Annotated in this window: 13 protein-coding genes and 1 pseudogene; 9 read left to right on the forward strand and 5 right to left on the reverse strand. The window is 72.7% G+C overall.

Translation table 11 applies throughout. The features are described from left to right. Positions 1 to 203: 203 nt before the first annotated feature. The 3 genes from ACQPWU_RS12190 to ACQPWU_RS12200 are packed head-to-tail and all read left to right on the forward strand — an operon-like array spanning position 204 to position 4,682. Entirely contained in the window at positions 204 to 1,343 is a 1,140-nt protein-coding gene (locus tag ACQPWU_RS12190; protein WP_433439267.1) for an ABC transporter substrate-binding protein, read from the forward strand. Continuing rightward, the gene (locus ACQPWU_RS12195) at positions 1,340 to 3,940 is read left to right on the forward strand and encodes an ABC transporter permease subunit (RefSeq protein WP_433439269.1); all 2,601 of its coding nucleotides are present in this window, start codon (positions 1,340 to 1,342) and stop codon (positions 3,938 to 3,940) included. Before ACQPWU_RS12190 ends, ACQPWU_RS12195 begins: the two co-directional genes overlap by 4 nt. Before the next feature lies 1 nt (position 3,941). Beyond that, positions 3,942 to 4,682 (forward strand): ABC transporter ATP-binding protein, encoded by a 741-nt coding sequence (locus tag ACQPWU_RS12200; protein ID WP_433439272.1) that lies wholly within the window; start codon positions 3,942 to 3,944, stop codon positions 4,680 to 4,682. On the opposite strand, the gene ACQPWU_RS12205 is transcribed toward ACQPWU_RS12200, so the two are convergent. Then, positions 4,674 to 5,396 carry a dienelactone hydrolase family protein gene (locus ACQPWU_RS12205; protein ID WP_433439275.1) on the reverse strand — a complete coding sequence of 241 codons (723 nt, stop codon included), beginning with the start codon at positions 5,394 to 5,396 and terminating at the stop codon, positions 4,674 to 4,676. The two genes, ACQPWU_RS12200 and ACQPWU_RS12205, sit on opposite strands and share 9 nt — an antisense overlap. Positions 5,397 to 5,482: 86 nt before the next feature. Between ACQPWU_RS12205 and ACQPWU_RS12210 the strand changes: the two genes are divergently transcribed. Then, positions 5,483 to 6,286: a helix-turn-helix domain-containing protein gene (locus ACQPWU_RS12210; protein ID WP_433439278.1), complete on the forward strand. Its 804-nt coding sequence runs from the start codon at positions 5,483 to 5,485 to the stop codon at positions 6,284 to 6,286. 9 nt (positions 6,287 to 6,295) lie between these two features. Here the strand turns inward: ACQPWU_RS12210 and ACQPWU_RS12215 are convergent, their stop codons facing one another. Further along, entirely contained in the window at positions 6,296 to 6,862 is a 567-nt protein-coding gene (locus ACQPWU_RS12215; protein WP_433445193.1) for a substrate-binding domain-containing protein, read from the reverse strand. Between the two features lie 183 nt (positions 6,863 to 7,045). Beyond that, positions 7,046 to 7,177 (reverse strand): annotated as a pseudogene (locus ACQPWU_RS12220) (helix-turn-helix domain-containing protein); the annotation flags it as partial. 72 nt (positions 7,178 to 7,249) lie between these two features. Between ACQPWU_RS12220 and ACQPWU_RS12225 the strand changes: the two are divergent. Further along, the gene (locus tag ACQPWU_RS12225) at positions 7,250 to 7,918 is read left to right on the forward strand and encodes a type 1 glutamine amidotransferase domain-containing protein (RefSeq protein WP_433439281.1); all 669 of its coding nucleotides are present in this window, start codon (positions 7,250 to 7,252) and stop codon (positions 7,916 to 7,918) included. Between the two features lie 74 nt (positions 7,919 to 7,992). Beyond that, a complete protein-coding gene (locus tag ACQPWU_RS12230; protein WP_433439284.1) occupies positions 7,993 to 8,970 on the forward strand; it encodes an alpha/beta hydrolase in 978 nt (325 codons plus the stop codon). On the opposite strand, the gene ACQPWU_RS12235 is transcribed toward ACQPWU_RS12230, so the two are convergent. Beyond that, the gene (locus ACQPWU_RS12235; protein ID WP_433439287.1) at positions 8,948 to 9,991 is read right to left on the reverse strand and encodes a helix-turn-helix domain-containing protein; all 1,044 of its coding nucleotides are present in this window, start codon (positions 9,989 to 9,991) and stop codon (positions 8,948 to 8,950) included. The genes ACQPWU_RS12230 and ACQPWU_RS12235 overlap by 23 nt on opposite strands. 63 nt (positions 9,992 to 10,054) lie before the next feature. Between ACQPWU_RS12235 and ACQPWU_RS12240 the strand changes: the two genes are divergently transcribed. Genes ACQPWU_RS12240 through ACQPWU_RS12250 form a run of 3 tightly spaced genes read left to right on the forward strand, consistent with a single transcriptional unit; the run spans position 10,055 to position 12,923 of the window. Continuing rightward, positions 10,055 to 11,158 carry an acyl-CoA dehydrogenase family protein gene (locus tag ACQPWU_RS12240; protein WP_433439290.1) on the forward strand — a complete coding sequence of 368 codons (1,104 nt, stop codon included), beginning with the start codon at positions 10,055 to 10,057 and terminating at the stop codon, positions 11,156 to 11,158. After that, complete coding sequence (locus tag ACQPWU_RS12245) at positions 11,155 to 12,117, forward strand: acyl-CoA dehydrogenase family protein (protein ID WP_433439292.1); 963 nt, start codon at positions 11,155 to 11,157, stop codon at positions 12,115 to 12,117. The genes ACQPWU_RS12240 and ACQPWU_RS12245 overlap by 4 nt, the downstream gene beginning before the upstream one ends. Continuing rightward, positions 12,114 to 12,923: a TIGR03619 family F420-dependent LLM class oxidoreductase gene (locus ACQPWU_RS12250; protein ID WP_433439294.1), complete on the forward strand. Its 810-nt coding sequence runs from the start codon at positions 12,114 to 12,116 to the stop codon at positions 12,921 to 12,923. The genes ACQPWU_RS12245 and ACQPWU_RS12250 overlap by 4 nt, the downstream gene beginning before the upstream one ends. Before the next feature lie 130 nt (positions 12,924 to 13,053). On the opposite strand, the gene ACQPWU_RS12255 is transcribed toward ACQPWU_RS12250, so the two are convergent. After that, positions 13,054 to 15,066 (reverse strand): CHAP domain-containing protein, encoded by a 2,013-nt coding sequence (locus tag ACQPWU_RS12255; RefSeq protein WP_433439296.1) that lies wholly within the window; start codon positions 15,064 to 15,066, stop codon positions 13,054 to 13,056. Positions 15,067 to 15,599 lie beyond the last annotated feature (533 nt).

The raw sequence follows: 15,599 nt of genomic DNA on the forward strand, positions 1-15,599 counted from the left end.
CTCGGGCGCGCCCGTTGACACCCCACCGAGCCGAATTTACGCTCGGCGCAAAACCAAGCGAGCGCTAGGCCAAATCGCAGGAGGCCAGGATGGTACGGCGGGTCGCGGCGGCGGCACTCACAGTAACGTTGCTCGTCTCCGGGTGCGCGGCCCAGCAGAAGAGCCCGACAAGCCAGGCGAAAGACGGAACGGCCGCGCCAGGCGTGACCGAGACGACCGTCAAGGTCGGCGGCGTCCTGACCAAGACCAGCGCCAGCGGCTACTCCACCAAGGACGCCGAGATCGGGGCGAAGGCCAGGTTCGAGCGGGCCAACGCCGAGGGCGGTGTGCACGGGCGCAAGATCGAGTTCGTCGGGGCCGAGGACGACGGCCAGGACGCGGCCAAGGGCGACGCGGCGGCGAAGAAGCTCGTGCAGAAGGACCAGGTGTTCGCCCTCGTTCCCGTGCACGCCCCGAACTTCGGCGGCGCCGCCTTCCTCGAGCAGCAGGGCGTGCCGTGGTTCGGCTGGGCGACCGGCCCGCAGTGGTGCGGCACCAAGACCGGCTTCGGCTACAACGGTTGCCTCGCGCCCAAGCAGGGGGCGGGCTCGCAGACGTGGTGGGGCAGGCAGATGGCCGACCTGCTCGGTGGCGCGGCCGGCAAGACCGTCTACGTGCAGACCTCCGACTCCAGCGGCAGCAAGTACGGCGGCACCACGATCTCCCAGTCGTTCACGGCCGCCGGGTTCAAGCTGGTCGGCGTGAACTCCGGCCTTCCGGCCGCCGCACCGCCCCCCGACTGGCTCCCGTACGTCAACAAGATCATGACCTCGAACGGCGGCAAGGCCCCCGACGTCGTGGTCTCCGTGATCGCCGGCACCAAGTTCAACGTCGGCCTGTACTCGGCGCTCAAGCGGGCCGGATACAAGGGCGCGCTGACGGACGCGACGAGCTACGACGCCGCCATACTCAAGGACCAGGCCAGTGCGCAGGCACTGGAGGGCGTGATCGCGGCGCCGATGTTCGAGCCGTTCGAGTCCACCGCCCCGGAGATCGCCCAGTTCAAGCAGGACGTCGAGAAGGTGTCGCCGGGCGCCGTGCTCACCCAGCACATGGCGATCGGCTACTGGTCCGCCGACATCTTCCTCGACATGCTGGACAAGACCGGCAAGGACCTCACCCGCGAGAAGTTCCTGGCCACCGGCAACGGCGACTACCTCTATGAGAACGCCGGGTTCGGCAGGATCCAGTACCCCAAGGACCACAGCGAGCCGAACGGCTGCGGCGCCCTGGTCAAGCTGGAGAACGGCGCCTTCCAGGTGGCCAAGAGCATGAAGTGCTTCGACAACGTGCCGCTCAAATGATCCTCGGCTACGTGCTCAGCGGCCTGGTCACCGGGGCGATCTTCGCGGTCATGGGATCGGGCCTGACGCTCTCGTACGCGGCGACCGGGGTGTTCAACTTCGCCCACGGCGCCATCGGCTTCCTGGCCGCCCTGCTGTTCTACGAGCTGAACGCGGCCGCCGGACTGCCCGCGTGGCTGTCCGCCCTCGTGTCGGTGGCGCTGTTCGCGCCCGCGCTCGGGTACGCGCTGCACAAGACCATGTTCGGCGGGCTCGCGCAGGCGGGCGAGACCGCGCAGATCGTCGCCACGATCGGTCTGACGATCGCGCTGCCCGCGCTGGGCCTGCTGGTCGTGGACCTGGCCGGGCTGCCGAGCGCGGACGCGACCTCGCTGCCGCGCGGCATCGGGCCGCACCCCGCGCTCTCCTTCGACGTGCTGGGCGCCCGGCTGGACACCGACCAGCTCATCACGTTCGGCTTCTCGGCGGTGGCGGCAACCGGGCTGTGGGCGTTCATGCGGCATTCCCCGTACGGGCTGCGCATGCGGGCCGCCGTCGACCGGCGCCGCCTGGCCACGCTCCGGGGCATCGACGCGGACGCCACCTCGGCGCTGGCCTGGATGCTCGGCTCGGGACTGGCCGGGCTCGCCGGGGTGCTGGCCGTGTCCGTGCTGGGGCTGGACGCCACGGCGTACACGGTCCTGCTGTTCGCCTCGGCCACGGCGGCGGTGTTCGGGCGGCTGCGGTCGATCCCGTGGACGTTCGCGGCCGGGCTCGCGCTCGGCGTGATCCAGAATCTCGTCGCCGGGTACACCGACTTCCTCGAAGAGGTCACGGGGCTGCGCACGGCCGTGCCGGTCATCCTGTTGTTCGCGGGACTGGTCCTGCTGAACCGATCGCGTGAGCGGGTCGCGGGCAGCGCGGCCGAGGACGCGCCCCCGCCCGACCACCTGGCGGGGCTGCCGCCCTGGCGACGGCGGCTGCCCTGGGCGCTGGGCCTGGCCGCGCTCCTGGCGTTCACCTTCCTCGCGTCCGAGTACTACGTGGGCGTGGCGGCGCAGGGGCTGGTGCTGGCGCTGATCTTCTGCTCGTTCGTGGTGGTGACCGGGATCGGCGGCATGGTGAACCTGGCCCAGGCCGCCTTCGCCTCGATGGCGGCGCTGACCTGCGGGTGGGCGTTCTCGTCGGGGCTGCCGTTCTTCGCGGCGATCCTGCTGGGAGTGGTGGCGGCGGCCGCCGCGGGAATGCTGGTGGCACTGCCCGCGCTGCGGCTGGGCGGGCGGGTGCTGACGCTCGCGACACTGGCCATGGCGCTGCTGGCCGACCAGGTGCTGTTCCAGGTGGACGCGTTCAGCAACGGGACCATCGGCTGGCCGCTGCCCGCGCTCGGGCTCGGCTTCGCGGACACCTCCGATGCCCGGGTGCGGGTGGTGGTGCTGCTCGTGCTGATCGCGGGGGTCGCGCTGCTCGTACGGAATCTCGAAAAGTCGGCATCCGGGCGGGCGATCCTGGCGGTCCGGTCGGCCCCCGCCGCAGCCACCACGTCCGGGCTGTCGGCGCCCCGTACCAAGATCATGCTGTTCGCGCTGGCCTCGGCGATCGCCGGGCTGGGCGGGGTGCTGTTCGCCGTCTCCAAGGGGTCGATCACCGCGACCGACCTCCCCGCGTTCTCCGGGTTCGTGTGGCTGGCCGTGGTCGTGCTCCAGGGTGTGCGCCGCATCGGCGGCGCGGTGCTCGGCGGCATGATCGCGGTGGTCGTGCCCGAACTGCTCGCCACCTGGGGCGTGTCCGCGCACGTCGGGGCCATCCTGTTCGGGGCCGGCGGGATGATCCTGGCCAAGCATCCCGACGGGGTGCTCACCCAGCTCGCCGAGCTCCGCCACCGCCCCCACACCTCTACGGAGCCGGCACCGTCTCTCCCGCCGGCCCGGGCGGAGGGGCCGCTGTTCAGGCTGGAGGGCGTCGTCGCCGGTTACGCGGACTGCACCGTGCTGCGCGGCGTGGACCTGGCCGTCAACCCCGGCGAGGTGGTCGCGCTGCTCGGCGCGAACGGCGCGGGCAAGTCCACGACCTGCGCGGCGGCCGCCGGAGACCTGCCCGTCACCAGCGGCAGGATCCTGCTGGGCGGCGAGGACGTCACGGCCTGGCCCGCCCACCGCAGGGCACGGGCGGGCATCCTGCTCGCGCCCGAGGGCAGGGGCGTCTTCCCCGGCCTCACGGTGGAGGAGAACCTGCGGACGTGGCTGTCCGATCCCGATCCCGTCTACGAGCGCCTGCCCCGGCTGGCCGAGCGCCGTACCGTGCTCGCCGGGGCCCTGTCCGGCGGCGAGCAGCAGCTGCTGACGCTGGCCCCGGCGCTGGTGCGGCCGCCGCGGGTGCTGATCGCGGACGAGCCGTCGCTGGGGCTGGCGCCGATGGTGGTGCGGCAGGTGTTCGACGTCTTCGCCGAGCTGCGTGAGCGCGGGGTGGCGCTGCTGCTGATCGAGGAGAAGGCCACCGAGGCGCTGGCCATCGCCGACAGGGTGGCGTTCATGCGGCTGGGCCGTGTCACCTGGGCGGGGCCGCGTTCGGACGTGGACAGCGAGCGGCTGACCGCCGCCTACCTGGGAGTGCGGTGACATGCTGGCCGTGGAGGGCGTGTCGGTGGCGTTCGGCGGGGTCAAGGCGCTGGACCAGGCGTCGTTCGAGGTCGCGGAGCGTCAGGTCTGTGGCGTCATAGGGCCGAACGGCGCGGGGAAGACGACGCTGTTCGACGTGGTGTCCGGGCTGCGCAGGCCGAGCGAAGGACGGGTCAGCGTGGCGGGCCGGGACCTGACCGGCGTCTCCCCGGTCGGGCGGGCCAGGGCGGGGGTGCGGCGCACGTTCCAGCGGACCCAGGTGTTCGGGCGGCTCACCGTCGCGGGCAACGTGCTGGCCGCGCTGGACTGGCACGGCGGCGGTGGCGGGCTCGCCGCCGACCTCGTCGGCTGGCCCGCCCGGCGGCGGCTCGAGCGGGAGCGCGGCGAGCGCGTGAGCGAGGTGCTGGAGCTGTGCGGGCTCACCGCGATGCGCGACGCGTACGCCGCCGCGCTCCCCGTCGGGCAGCGCCGGCTCGTCGAGCTGGCCAGGGCCCTCGCCGACCGGCCCCGCCTGCTGCTGCTGGACGAGCCCACCTCGGGCCTGGACGCCTCCCAGACGGCCCGCCTGGGAGAGGTCGTCAAGGCGCTGGACACGACCGTGCTGCTGGTCGAGCACGACATGAGCTTCGTGATGGACACCTGCGACCGGATCGTCGTGCTGGACCTGGGCAAGGTGATCGCCACCGGCACGCCGGGGGAGATCAGGGAGGACCCGGTCGTCAGGGCCGCCTACCTAGGATGAGTGGCGCTCGGTGAACGACAGGATGCGGCGCCAGGCGTCCTGGCAGGCGTCCGCCCACTCGGCGTACGAGCGGTCGAAGAAGGAGTGGGGCGCGCCGTCGTAGACGACCTTCTCGTGCCCCGTGCCGACCTGGTCGAGCGCGTCCTCGAACGTCGCGAACTGCTCGGGCGTGGTGGCCGTGTCCGCGCCGGCCAGCAGCATCAGGAGGGGCGCGCCGGGCCCGGTCTTCGGCTCGCCGATGGCGCGCAGGGCGCCGTAGAAGCCGATGCCGCCCGCCAGGCCGTTCCCCTCGAACGCCTGCCGCCACGACTGGGCGCCGCCCATGCAGAAGCCGACCGTGAAGACCGGCCCGTCCAGGGCGTCGGTGGCGGCCTTCGCGTCGGCCCGCACGTGGTCGCTGCTGAGCTGCTTGACGTGCGTCATGTAGTCGAAGTCGTCGCCCCGGTCGCCGAGTCCCGCCGTCCGGCCGAAGTAGTCGATCGCGATCGTACGGAAGCCCGCCTCGGCGAAGCGCACGGCGAGGTCGCGATAGTACGGGTGCAGCCCGCGCACGTCGGGCAGGATCACCACGCTGCGCCCGTTCGGCTCGGCGGGTTCGGCCCGGTAGGCGAGGAAACGGTTGCCGTCGGCGGCGGTCAGCTCTGTCTGCTCATGAGAGGCCACCTCGCCCTGGATCGGTGGGGCGGGCGGCCTGCTGTCGGTGGAATGGCACATGAGAGCAGCATGCCCACCACGATCCTGGCTATCCAGGTACTCGGAGTGGCAGGCTCGACGGGTTCCGGCCAGGCAGACTTGTCCACATGAACCGGGAACTCGGGGCGTTTCTCCAGGCCCGCAGGAACGAGGTCACGCCCGAGGACGTGGGGCTGGCGAGCGGGCCGCGCAGGCGGGTGCGCGGGCTGCGCCGCGAGGAGCTGGCCGAGCTGGCGGGCATCAGCGTCGAATACCTCGTACGCCTCGAGCAGGGGCGGACCGCGCAGCCGTCCGCGTCCGTGATCGAGTCGCTGGCCAGGGCGCTGGACCTGAGCGAGGCCGAGCGGACGCACCTGTTCGACCTGGCCGCGCCGCGGCCCCGCAGGTCCCGGCCGTCCGGCGGGGTGCGGCGGGAGGTGGTGGAGCTCATGGACCGGATGACGGACATCCCGGCCCTCCTCACCGATCATCGGCTCGACCTGCTCGCCTGGAACCGGCTGGCCGACGCGCTCTTCCCCGGCCTCTGCCGCCCCGGCGCCAACCTGGCCAGGTACAACTTCCTCTCCGAGCCCGGTGTCTATGCCGACCGCGAGGAGGTGCTCAGGGCCACGGTCGGCCAGCTCCGCCTCGCCACCGGCCGCCACACCGACGACCCGGCGCTGACCGCCCTGATCGGCGAGCTGTCGGTACACAGCCCGCGCTTCCGCACCCTCTGGGCCGGTTGCGTCGTCAAGGAGCGCGCCAACGGGGTCAAACGGTTCACGCATCCGGTGGTGGGTGAGCTGGTGCTGCGTTATGAGACGTTCGAGCTGCCGGGTGGATCGGGGCAGCGGCTCAGCCTGTTCCATCCCGAGCCGGGCGGCACCGACGAGGAGTCGCTGCGGCTGCTCGCCTCGTGGTCGGCCTGGTAAAGGGCCGGCCTAGTACGTGGGAGCGGTGCGGAACGCCTCGATGAGGTGCGCCCGTACCCTGGCCACCGCGGGCCTCGCCAGCGCGCCCGAGCGGACGGCCAGGTAGCCGGTGTTGATCGGCGCCTCGTCGGGCTCGGCCAGCGTCACCAGCGTGCCCGCCGTCAGGTCGCGGCGGCACAGGTAGGCGGGCAGGACGGAGACGCCCATCCCGGCTCTGACAGCGCTGAGCACACCGCGCAGGTCGGGGATGACGACCTGGGCCGCCATCGCGGGCCGGCGGCCGAACACGGTCCGCCAGTAGCGGCGCACGATGGGCAGGTCCTCGGCGTAGGCCACCAGCGGCACCCCCGCCAGCTCCCTCGGCCCGGTGCCGGGAAGCGCCAGGGAGGGGGCGGCGACCAGCAGGAACTCCTCGTCGTAGACCGGGTCCGCCTGCACGCCGCGCACCCGGGGGCGGATCGTGGAGAGCACCAGGTCCAGCCGCCCGGCCGCGAGGTCGGCCAGGAGGTCGTCCGACAGCCCGAGCGTGGTCCGCAGCCGCAGGCCGGAGCGCACCAGCGGCGCGAGCATCGGCATCACCTCCTCGCACAGGAACTCGGCGGGCCCGCCCAGGTGCACGGCCGCGTCCGAGGGCAGCTCCGACTCCACCACCTCGTCCAGCGCGTCGAGCGAGGGCGCCACCCGGCGGGCCAGCTCGTCGGCGGCGGGCGTGGGCGCGACCCCGCGCGCCAGCCGGTCGAACAGCGGCCGGTCCAGCACCGACTCCAGCGTCCTGATCTGCGCGGTCACGGCCGGTTGCGACAGGCCGAGCGTCTGCGCGGCGGCCGTGATGGAGCCGGTCCTGTGCACCGCGAGGAACGTCCGCAGCAGGTCGAGCGAGAGAGGCGACATATCACTATTCTGATGCCTCAGACGATATTCTGTTATTTGTGCTGATGGCTCTGCGGGGCGATGCTGTGAGGCATGAGCAAGCGCATCCTGATAGTTCTGACCAGCCACGACGACCTCGGCGGCGTCGAGCCGACCGGCTACTACGTGCCGGAGGCCGCCCACCCTTGGGAGATCTTCCGCAAGGCCGGATACGAGGTGGACGTCGCCAGCATGCGGGGCGGGCAGCCGCCCCAGGACGGGTTCGACCCGGATGACGAGGCCCAGGTGGCCTTCGTCGCCGCCGTCGAACAGCAGGGCACCGGCCGCCTGGCCGACGCCGACCCCTCCCGCTACGACGCCGTGCTCTACGCCGGAGGCCACGGCACCATGTGGGACTTCCCCGACGATCCCGACGTCATCCGGGTAGGGCGCGAGGTGTACGAGCGGGGCGGTGTGGTGGCGGCGGTCTGCCACGGTCCGTCCGCGCTGGTGAACCTGACCCTGTCCGACGGCTCCTATCTGGTGGCGGGCAAGCGGGTGGCGGCGTTCACCAACGAGGAGGAGAAGCTGCGCGGCGTGGCCGACGTGGTGCCGTTCCTGCTGGCGGACAAGCTGGTGGAGCGGGGCGCCCAGCACGAGCCGGGCGCGAACTGGCAACCCCAGGTCGTGGTGGACGGCCGCCTGGCCACCGGCCAGAACCCGGCCAGCGCAGCGCCCCTCGCGGAGCACGTACTCGAGGTCCTCGCCGAACGGCGGGTCTGAGGAGCGCAATCGCCGCCGGTTGGCGGTTGTGTGTCGTGGCCTGGGCTTCGAGCATCGAGGGGTAGCCTCCATAGATGGGAGATCTCATGGCTTTCCACCCCAACCTCGATCCGGAGATCCGCGCCGCGCTCGAACGGACGCCCCTCCCGACGTTCGACATGGCGAATCTGTCGCCCGAGGAGCTGCCCGGGCACCGGGCGCAGGTCAACGCCTTCCTCGCCGCCGCGCCGCTCGCTGACACGGACGTGGTGATCGAGGACCGCCATGTGCCGGGCCCCGAGGGCGCCCCCGACGTGCGGGTACGGATCTACCGCCCGGCACAGGACGGTGAGGGGTGCCCGGGGCTCTACTGGATCCACGGCGGTGGGATGATCATCGGCACGCCCGAGATCGACGAGGCGATGTTGATCGGCTACGTCGAGGCGCTCGGGTGCGTGGTGGTCTCCGTCGACTACCGGCTGGCACCGGAGAACCCGCATCCCGCGCCCGTCGAGGACTGCTACGCGGGGCTGGTGTGGACCGCCAAGTCGGCGGGCGAGCTGGGCATCGACCCGGACAGGATCGCGGTCGGCGGCGCGAGCGCGGGCGGCGGGCTGGCCGCGGCCACCGTGCTGCTGGCCCGCGACAGGGGCGGCCCCGACGTCGCGTTCCAGCTGCTCGTCTGCCCGATGCTGGACGACCGCAACATCACCCCGTCCAGCCACGAGTTCACCGAGGCCGTGGTGTGGGACCGGACCGCGAACCTCTTTGGCTGGACCGCCCTGCTGGGCGACCGCATCGGCACCGACGACGTGCCCCCGTACGCCGCCCCCGCGAGGGCCACGGACCTGGCCGGGTTGCCGCCGGCGTTCATCGACGTCGGCGAGCTGGAGGTGTTCAGGGACGAGGACATCGACTACGCGCTGCGGCTGTCGCAGGCTGGGGTGTCCACCGAGTTCCACCTCTATCCGGGGGCCTTCCACGGGTTCGACGGGATGGTCCCGGACACCGAGCTCAGCAAGCGGGCGCGGGCGGGCCGGCTGGCCGCGCTCAAGCGCGCGTACCGGCTCTGAGGTTCGAGCGGAGCCGTACCAGGGCGAGGGCCAGGTGGGCGCGGAGGCGTCCGGCAGGGTCGGCGAGCGAGAAGCCCAGCGCGGACTCGGCCCGGGCGATACGCGCGGCCATCGAGCTGTGGTGCAGGTGCACGGCGGTGGCCGCGCCGCGTACCGAGCCGGCCAGACAGAGCGCCCGCACCGCCGTCATGGCTTCGTCGCCGAGCCGCTCCATCGCCTGGACGTCGGCCAGCCCCGCGACAGCCGGCTCAGGGAGGCCGGCGAACAGCGCCAGCGCGCCCAGGTCCGACCAGCGCATCACGCGATCGTGCGGGCCGGTGAAGCGGAGTGCGGTCCGCGCGCCGGCCCACGACTCGGCCGCCCGCTCCCCGGGCAGCTCGGGCCCGATGCCCACCCGCGACCCCTCGGGTAGCTCGCTGGGCAGGGTGGTCGCCACCAGGACCGCCTCCGTGTCACCGATCGTCGCGGCGCGTACCTGGTGGCCCATCGCGCGCAGGCCCGAGGCCAGCCCCCGATCGGGCAGCGCGATGGCGAGGGCCTGGAGCGGCGTGGAAGGGGCGAAGCCGAGCAGCCGCAGGGCGCGGGCGCGTTCGGCCTCGCCGGTCTCGGCCGACAGCACCAGCTCCACCAGCGCGGGGTCCTGCCCTGAACGCGCCAGTGCGGCCGCGCGTTCGAGGGTGACCTCGGCCGCCGCCGCGTACCGCTCGAGGACGATCTCGTCGAGCCCGTGCGGCGGCCCCTCGCGCTCCATCCAGACCGCCCCGAGCCCGTCGCTCAGCTCCCTGACCGGGGATGGGGCGTCAGCGGGCGTGTCCACGGCGCCGCCGGGTGACGTGCGGGTGCGGCGGCCGGTGACCGCGTCGTGCAGCCCGACCGGGCACTGCGCCAGTCGCGCCGTGGCCGCGAGCAGCACGGGCACGCTCACGTGGTCGCGAACCAGCGAGTCGAAGTAGGCGATGACGCGCACCGCGCTCTCCGCGTCCGCGTCGAGCGTGGAGAGCCGCAGCAGCAGTCCCAGCATGTCCAACACACTATGTCTGAATACCGCTGTTCGATGGACCAAGCGTGCGCTAGGTTGGTTTATGTGGATCTCGACTTCTCCCCGGCCGAGCAGGGCTTCCGCGCCGAGGTTCGCGACTGGCTGAGCGCGCACGTGCCGAAGTCGCTCCCGTCCATGGACACCCCCGAGGGCTTCGCGGCGCACCGCTCCTGGGAGGCGCTGCTGACGGACGCACGGCTGTCCGTCGTCTCCTGGCCCGAGGAGTACGGCGGGCGCGGCGCCTCCCTGATGGAGTGGCTGATCTTCGAGGAGGAGTACTGGGCCGCCGCAGCCCCCGCCCGGGTGACCCAGAACGGGATCTTCCTGCTGGGGCCGTCCCTGATGCGCTTCGGCACACCCGATCAGCGCGAACGGTGGCTGCCCAGGATGGCCAGGGGCGACGACGTGTGGGCGCAGGCCTGGTCGGAGCCGGAGGCGGGCAGCGACCTGGCCGCGCTGACCGCCCGTGCCGAGCCCGTGCCCGGCGGCTGGCGGCTGTACGGGCACAAGACGTGGAGCTCGCGAGCCGCCTACGCCACGCACGGCTTCGGCCTGTTCCGAACCTCCGGCACGCGGCACCGGGGGCTGACGTACTTCCTGTTCCCGCTCGCGGACGTCGCCGTGCGGCCGATCGCGCAGCTCGACGGTCTGCCCGGCTTCGCGGAGCTGCACTTCGACGGGGTGTTCGCCGACGAGTCGATGGTGCTCGGCGAGCCCGGCGAAGGATGGCGGGTCGCGATGGCCACCACCTCCTCCGAACGCGGCCTCACCCTGCGCAGCCCCGGCCGCTTCCTGGCCACCGCCGACCGGCTCGTCGCGCTGGCCCGCTCCTCAGGAGATCCCGCGCTGGTCGATCGGGCGGCCAGGTGCTGGGTGGAGGCGGAGGCGTACCGGCTGCACACCTTCGGGACGGCGCGGCGCGTCATGGCGGGGGAGGAGATCGGGTCCGCGGCCAGCATGGGGAAGGTGTTCTGGTCCGAGCTGGACCTTCGCATGCACGCCCTGGCCATGGAGCTGCTGGGGGAGCGGGCCGGGGAGACGTCCTGGCTGGACGGGTTCCTGTTCTCGCTGGCCGGGCCCATTTACGCGGGCACGAACGAGATCCAGCGCAACATCGTCGCCGAACGAGTCCTGGGGCTGCCGCGATGAACTTCGGCTTCACCGACGAGCAGCTCGCGCTGGCCGCGACCGTGCGGGACGTGCTGCGGGCGCACTGCCCCCCGGCCGCGCTCCGCTCCGAGCGGCGCCCGGCGTGGGAGCAGCTGGCCACGCTCGGGTTCTTCGGGCTGCTGGTGCCTCCCGAGGCCGGCGGGCTGGGGCTCGGGCTGGCCGACGTCCTGCCCGCGCTGGAGGAGACCGGGCGCGCGTGCCTGCCGGGGCCGGTCGTGGAGACGGCCGTGGCGGCGCCGTACCTGCTGCCGGACAACCCGAAGCTGGCCTCGGGCGAGGTGTGCGTCAGCGTGGTGCCGCCGGGGCAGGCGTACGCGGCGGACGCCGACCTGGCCGACCTGCTGGTGGTGGCGCGGGCCGGCGGCCTGCGCCTGGTCGCCGGGGAGTCCGTACGCCTCGCGCCCCGCCCTGGGGTGGATCCGTGCAGGCGGTTGTTCGAGGTTTCCTTCGACGCCTCTGAGGAACTGGGCGGCTCGGCCGCGCCGGCGCTGCGGCGGGCTACGGTGGCGACCTCCGCGCAGCTCATCGGGGTCGCCAGGGAGTTGCTCGCGGTCACCGTCGCCTACGCGCGGGTGCGCAAGCAGTTCGGCGCGGCCATCGGGTCGTTCCAGGCCGTCAAGCACCAGCTCGCGGACGTGGCCATCGCGGTCGACTTCGCCGCGCCGCTGGTACACCGGGCGGCCCTGTCGGTGGACCGGGCCGTCCCCGCCGTTGACCGTGACGTGAGCGCGGCCAAGGCCGCCGCGGGCGAGGCCGCCGTCCTGGCGGCTCGGGTGGCGTTGCAGGTGCACGGGGCGATCGGGTACACGGAGGAGCTGGATCTGCGGTTCTGGCTCGCGCGGGCCTGGTCGCTGTCGGCCGCGTACGGCACCACGGCCGTCCACCGCGAACGCCTGCGCGCCGCCGTGATGGCCGATGACCTGCGGAGGTATCCGTGAAGTTCGGCGTGCCGCTCGGGCTGCTGCATCCGGCCGCGTGGAAGGACGTGGCGGTGGCGGCGGACGAGCTGGGGTTCGAGTCGGTGTGGCTGCCCGAACACCTCGTCTTCGCCACCGACCTGTCGTCGGCCGCCTATCCGGGCACGTCTGAGCCGGGGATCAAGCCCACGACGCCGCTGTTCGACGCGCCCGCGTACCTCTGCTGGCTCGCCGCCCTCACCTCCCGCGTCAAGCTCGGTACGGCGGTGCAGCTCCTCGCCCTGCGCCACCCCTTCGTGTCGGCCCGCGCGTTCGCCACCCTCGACGTGGTCTCGTCGGGACGGGCTATCTGCGGGGTCGGCGCGGGTTGGTACCGGGGGGAGTGGGAGGCGGCCGGAGTCGAGTTCAGCACCCGGGGAGCGCGGCTGGACGAGGCGATCGAGGTGGTCAGGCGGCTCTGGAGCGAGCCCGTGGTCGCCCATTCCGGGAGGTTCTACTCCTTTCCCGAGGTCGCCTTCGAGCCCAAGCCGGTGCAGGGGCGGTTGCCGGTGCTCGCGGGCGGGGAGTCGCCCGCCGCGCTGCGCCGGGCCGCCCGGCTGTGCGACGGGTGGATCAGCATGCCGCACACTCTCGAGTCGATCAAGCCGCAGCTCGACCGGCTGGGGGCGGGGGTGGCGGTGACCGCGCACGCGTACTCGCTGGCCTCGCCCGACGAGGTGCCGGCCTGGGCGGCGCTGGGTGTGGAACGCCTGATCGTACGTCCTTGGACGCGCAGCCGGGACGCGGTGTCCCGGCTGGCCGTTTTCGCCGCCGACCACGGGTTGTGACCCGGCCGGCCGCCTCTGCCACCGACTACGGGTTGTGACCCGGCCGGTCGCCTTCGCTGTCGATTGCGGACTGTGACCTGGCTGGTCGCCTTCGTTGTCGACTACGGGTTCTGTGGGGCGCCGAGGTCGGTCACGCGCGGTGCCGTCCCCGCCTTCTGGGCTGGCCCGGAGCGCTCCTGGCCGCGTGGCCGGAGGCGCTGCTCCTGCCGCCCGGCTGGGCTGCTGCGCTCCTGCCCGGCTGGGGTGTGGCGCTCGTGCTCGCGCCGACCAGCTCGCGGTCGTCGTCGTGCCGGGGCGGTGGCGGGAAGGCGGCGGTCGGGGTGGCGTGGCGGCGGCCGGCCGGCGGATGGTCCTGAGCGCCGCCGACGTGGACCCCTTGAGGGCCGGGCGCCGGCCTGCGGTGGCGGCGGCCGCGCAGGGGGAGGTCGGCTGTGAAGGCCGCCGACTCGTCGACGGGGCGCTCGCGGCTGCGCCGGCGTCCCCGGTAGGTGGCGCCGATGTCGGAGGTGTCGAGTACGTCGCCGCCCATGCTTCTGGCCGGGGCGAAGGCGTCGAACGCGCTGCTCGCTCCCGGGATGACGATGCGCTCGAACGGCCCGGTGTCGACGAAGCGCTCCAGCGGCCCGGTGTCCAGCACGATCTCGACCGGCCCCGTCGCGGCGCCCGCCTCGGACCGCCGTGCGCCGAAGCGGGCCTCGAAGGACTCGCTTCCGGAGGCACGCCGGTCCGTGCCGAAAGCGGGCGCGAACGTGGCGGTCTCGGCGAGGTCGAACGGGCGGGTGTCGAGCGGGCGCCTCCGGTGCCTGGCACTGCGGGTGGCGGCGGCACGGCGGAAGGCCTCCGAGGCGTCAACGTCTCGCGCGCCGGGCGTCGCGATGCGCTCGAAGGCATCCGAGTCCGTGACAGTCCGGGCGTCGTGGGCGGCAGTGTGCCCGATGCGGTCTGAGTCCGTGGCCGGGCGGCCGTCGTAGGCGGAGGTACGGCCGATGGCGCTGGCGGCCGTGAGTGGCCGGGCGTCGTGGGCGGCGGTGAGCTGGACGGCGGTGGCGAGCTGGACGGTGTCCAGGGCAGCGGTGCGCTGGGGCGTGTCCTGGGTGCTGTCCAGGCGCAGGCTCGCCCGTACCGGCGTGGTCGTGGGCTCGCGGCGGCGACGGCGGCGGTTGGCGTTGGAGCGGGGTGTCGTGCTCCCCGCGGCGGCCGGGACCGTGCGGAGGCGGCGGGTCTTGGCCACGGCGAGCAGCGCCAGCGCGGCCACCAGAGCCGAGCCGACGAGCGTCGGGGAGGAGATGACCGGCAGCGGGCCGGTGGACGAGGCGTCGGCGTGCGTGGGGAGGGGTTCGGCGGTCGCCGCCGTGGTGTCGGCCGTGGTCGGCTTGGCGTGTTTGGCCTTCTTGGTCTGCTGCGGGGTCTCGGCGGCCTTGCCGTCCGTGGCGGTGGCGGTGGTGGCCTTGGGGGCGGGGGTGGCGGCGGTCTGGGGGGACTTCTTCGCCGGAGAGCTCCCGGCGACCGGGGCGTGGGCGGGCTCCTCGATCTCGCTCTGAGGGATCAGGGAGGTGAGCGACTCGTGCCCGGGAAGCTGGAGCGTGCCAACGTCGGTGCCGGGCCCGGGCGGAAGCGCGGCCTGCTCCTCGGCCTTCTTCTTGGCCTCCCGCGCCTGCTGGGCCACCTCATCGTCCAGGCGGGCCTTGATGCGCTCGGGGTAGCCGTACCCGACGACCTTGCTCGTGTCGCGTTCCTTGCGCTTGGCGATGCCCCCGTCGATGTTCCCCTCGATGGTGAAGATCATGTCGCCTTCGACCCTCGTCACGATGCCGACGTGGTCGATGTTGTCGATGCGGTTCGTCCCGCTCCAGTCGTAGAAGACGATCGCCCCGGGCTTGGGCTTGTGGCCCCACGCCCCCTGCTCCTTGAACCACTTCGCGTGGGAGACCGTCCATGCGAACTGCCCGATCCAGTCCTCGTACCCGAGCTTGTGCGCGGCCCACGAGAGGTACATGTCGCACCACGGGGCGGAGCTGTAGTCGGCGTCGAACTCGACGTGCTTGCCGTACCAGTCGCCGAACTTGGTGTACGACCCGCCCTTCTCGGAGTAGCCGAGCTGGCTCTCGAGCAGGTCGATGAACTTCTGCATCTCTGGCGTCATGGAAGTATGGGGGAACCTTCCGGGCAAGACCGGGTTTGTCAACATAAATCCGGGTAAAAAGGGTAACCCGGGACTTGTGTGACAAAACCGGAGGCTTGTCGTCTTCCGTGATGAGCGAGGCTACCTTGCCGTCAAGGCAGGTCAAGCACGACCCAAGAGAGGTTCAAGCCTTCCTAGGCTAGGAAACCGCTGGTCAAAGATGTTGCCAGAAATGTCCAAGCTGCGGTGGTTTAATCCAAAAAGATCTACGTGTGCCCAGGTGGCACCCCCTATGCCCGCAAGCCCGCGCATAGGCGGTGCCGCCCCATCCGGGAGGGCCGTGCCCCGCGGGATGCTGGCGCGGGGCGTCTTGAACCCGAGCGCCGTGCATCGCCCCGCGCCGTGTCCATGCTGCGTCGCGTCGTGCCGTACGCCGAGCCGCGTCATGCGTGCCCGTGCTATGTGCGGCGGCGCCGTGCCGGCCGCGCCGGGTCGTGTCCCAGGGGCAACCAGCGCGGCGTCCCGGTGCCGGGAGGGCAGCCGAGCCCGCGATG

This window comes from Nonomuraea sp. CA-141351 (genome assembly GCF_050944675.1).
Classification (GTDB): domain Bacteria; phylum Actinomycetota; class Actinomycetes; order Streptosporangiales; family Streptosporangiaceae; genus Nonomuraea.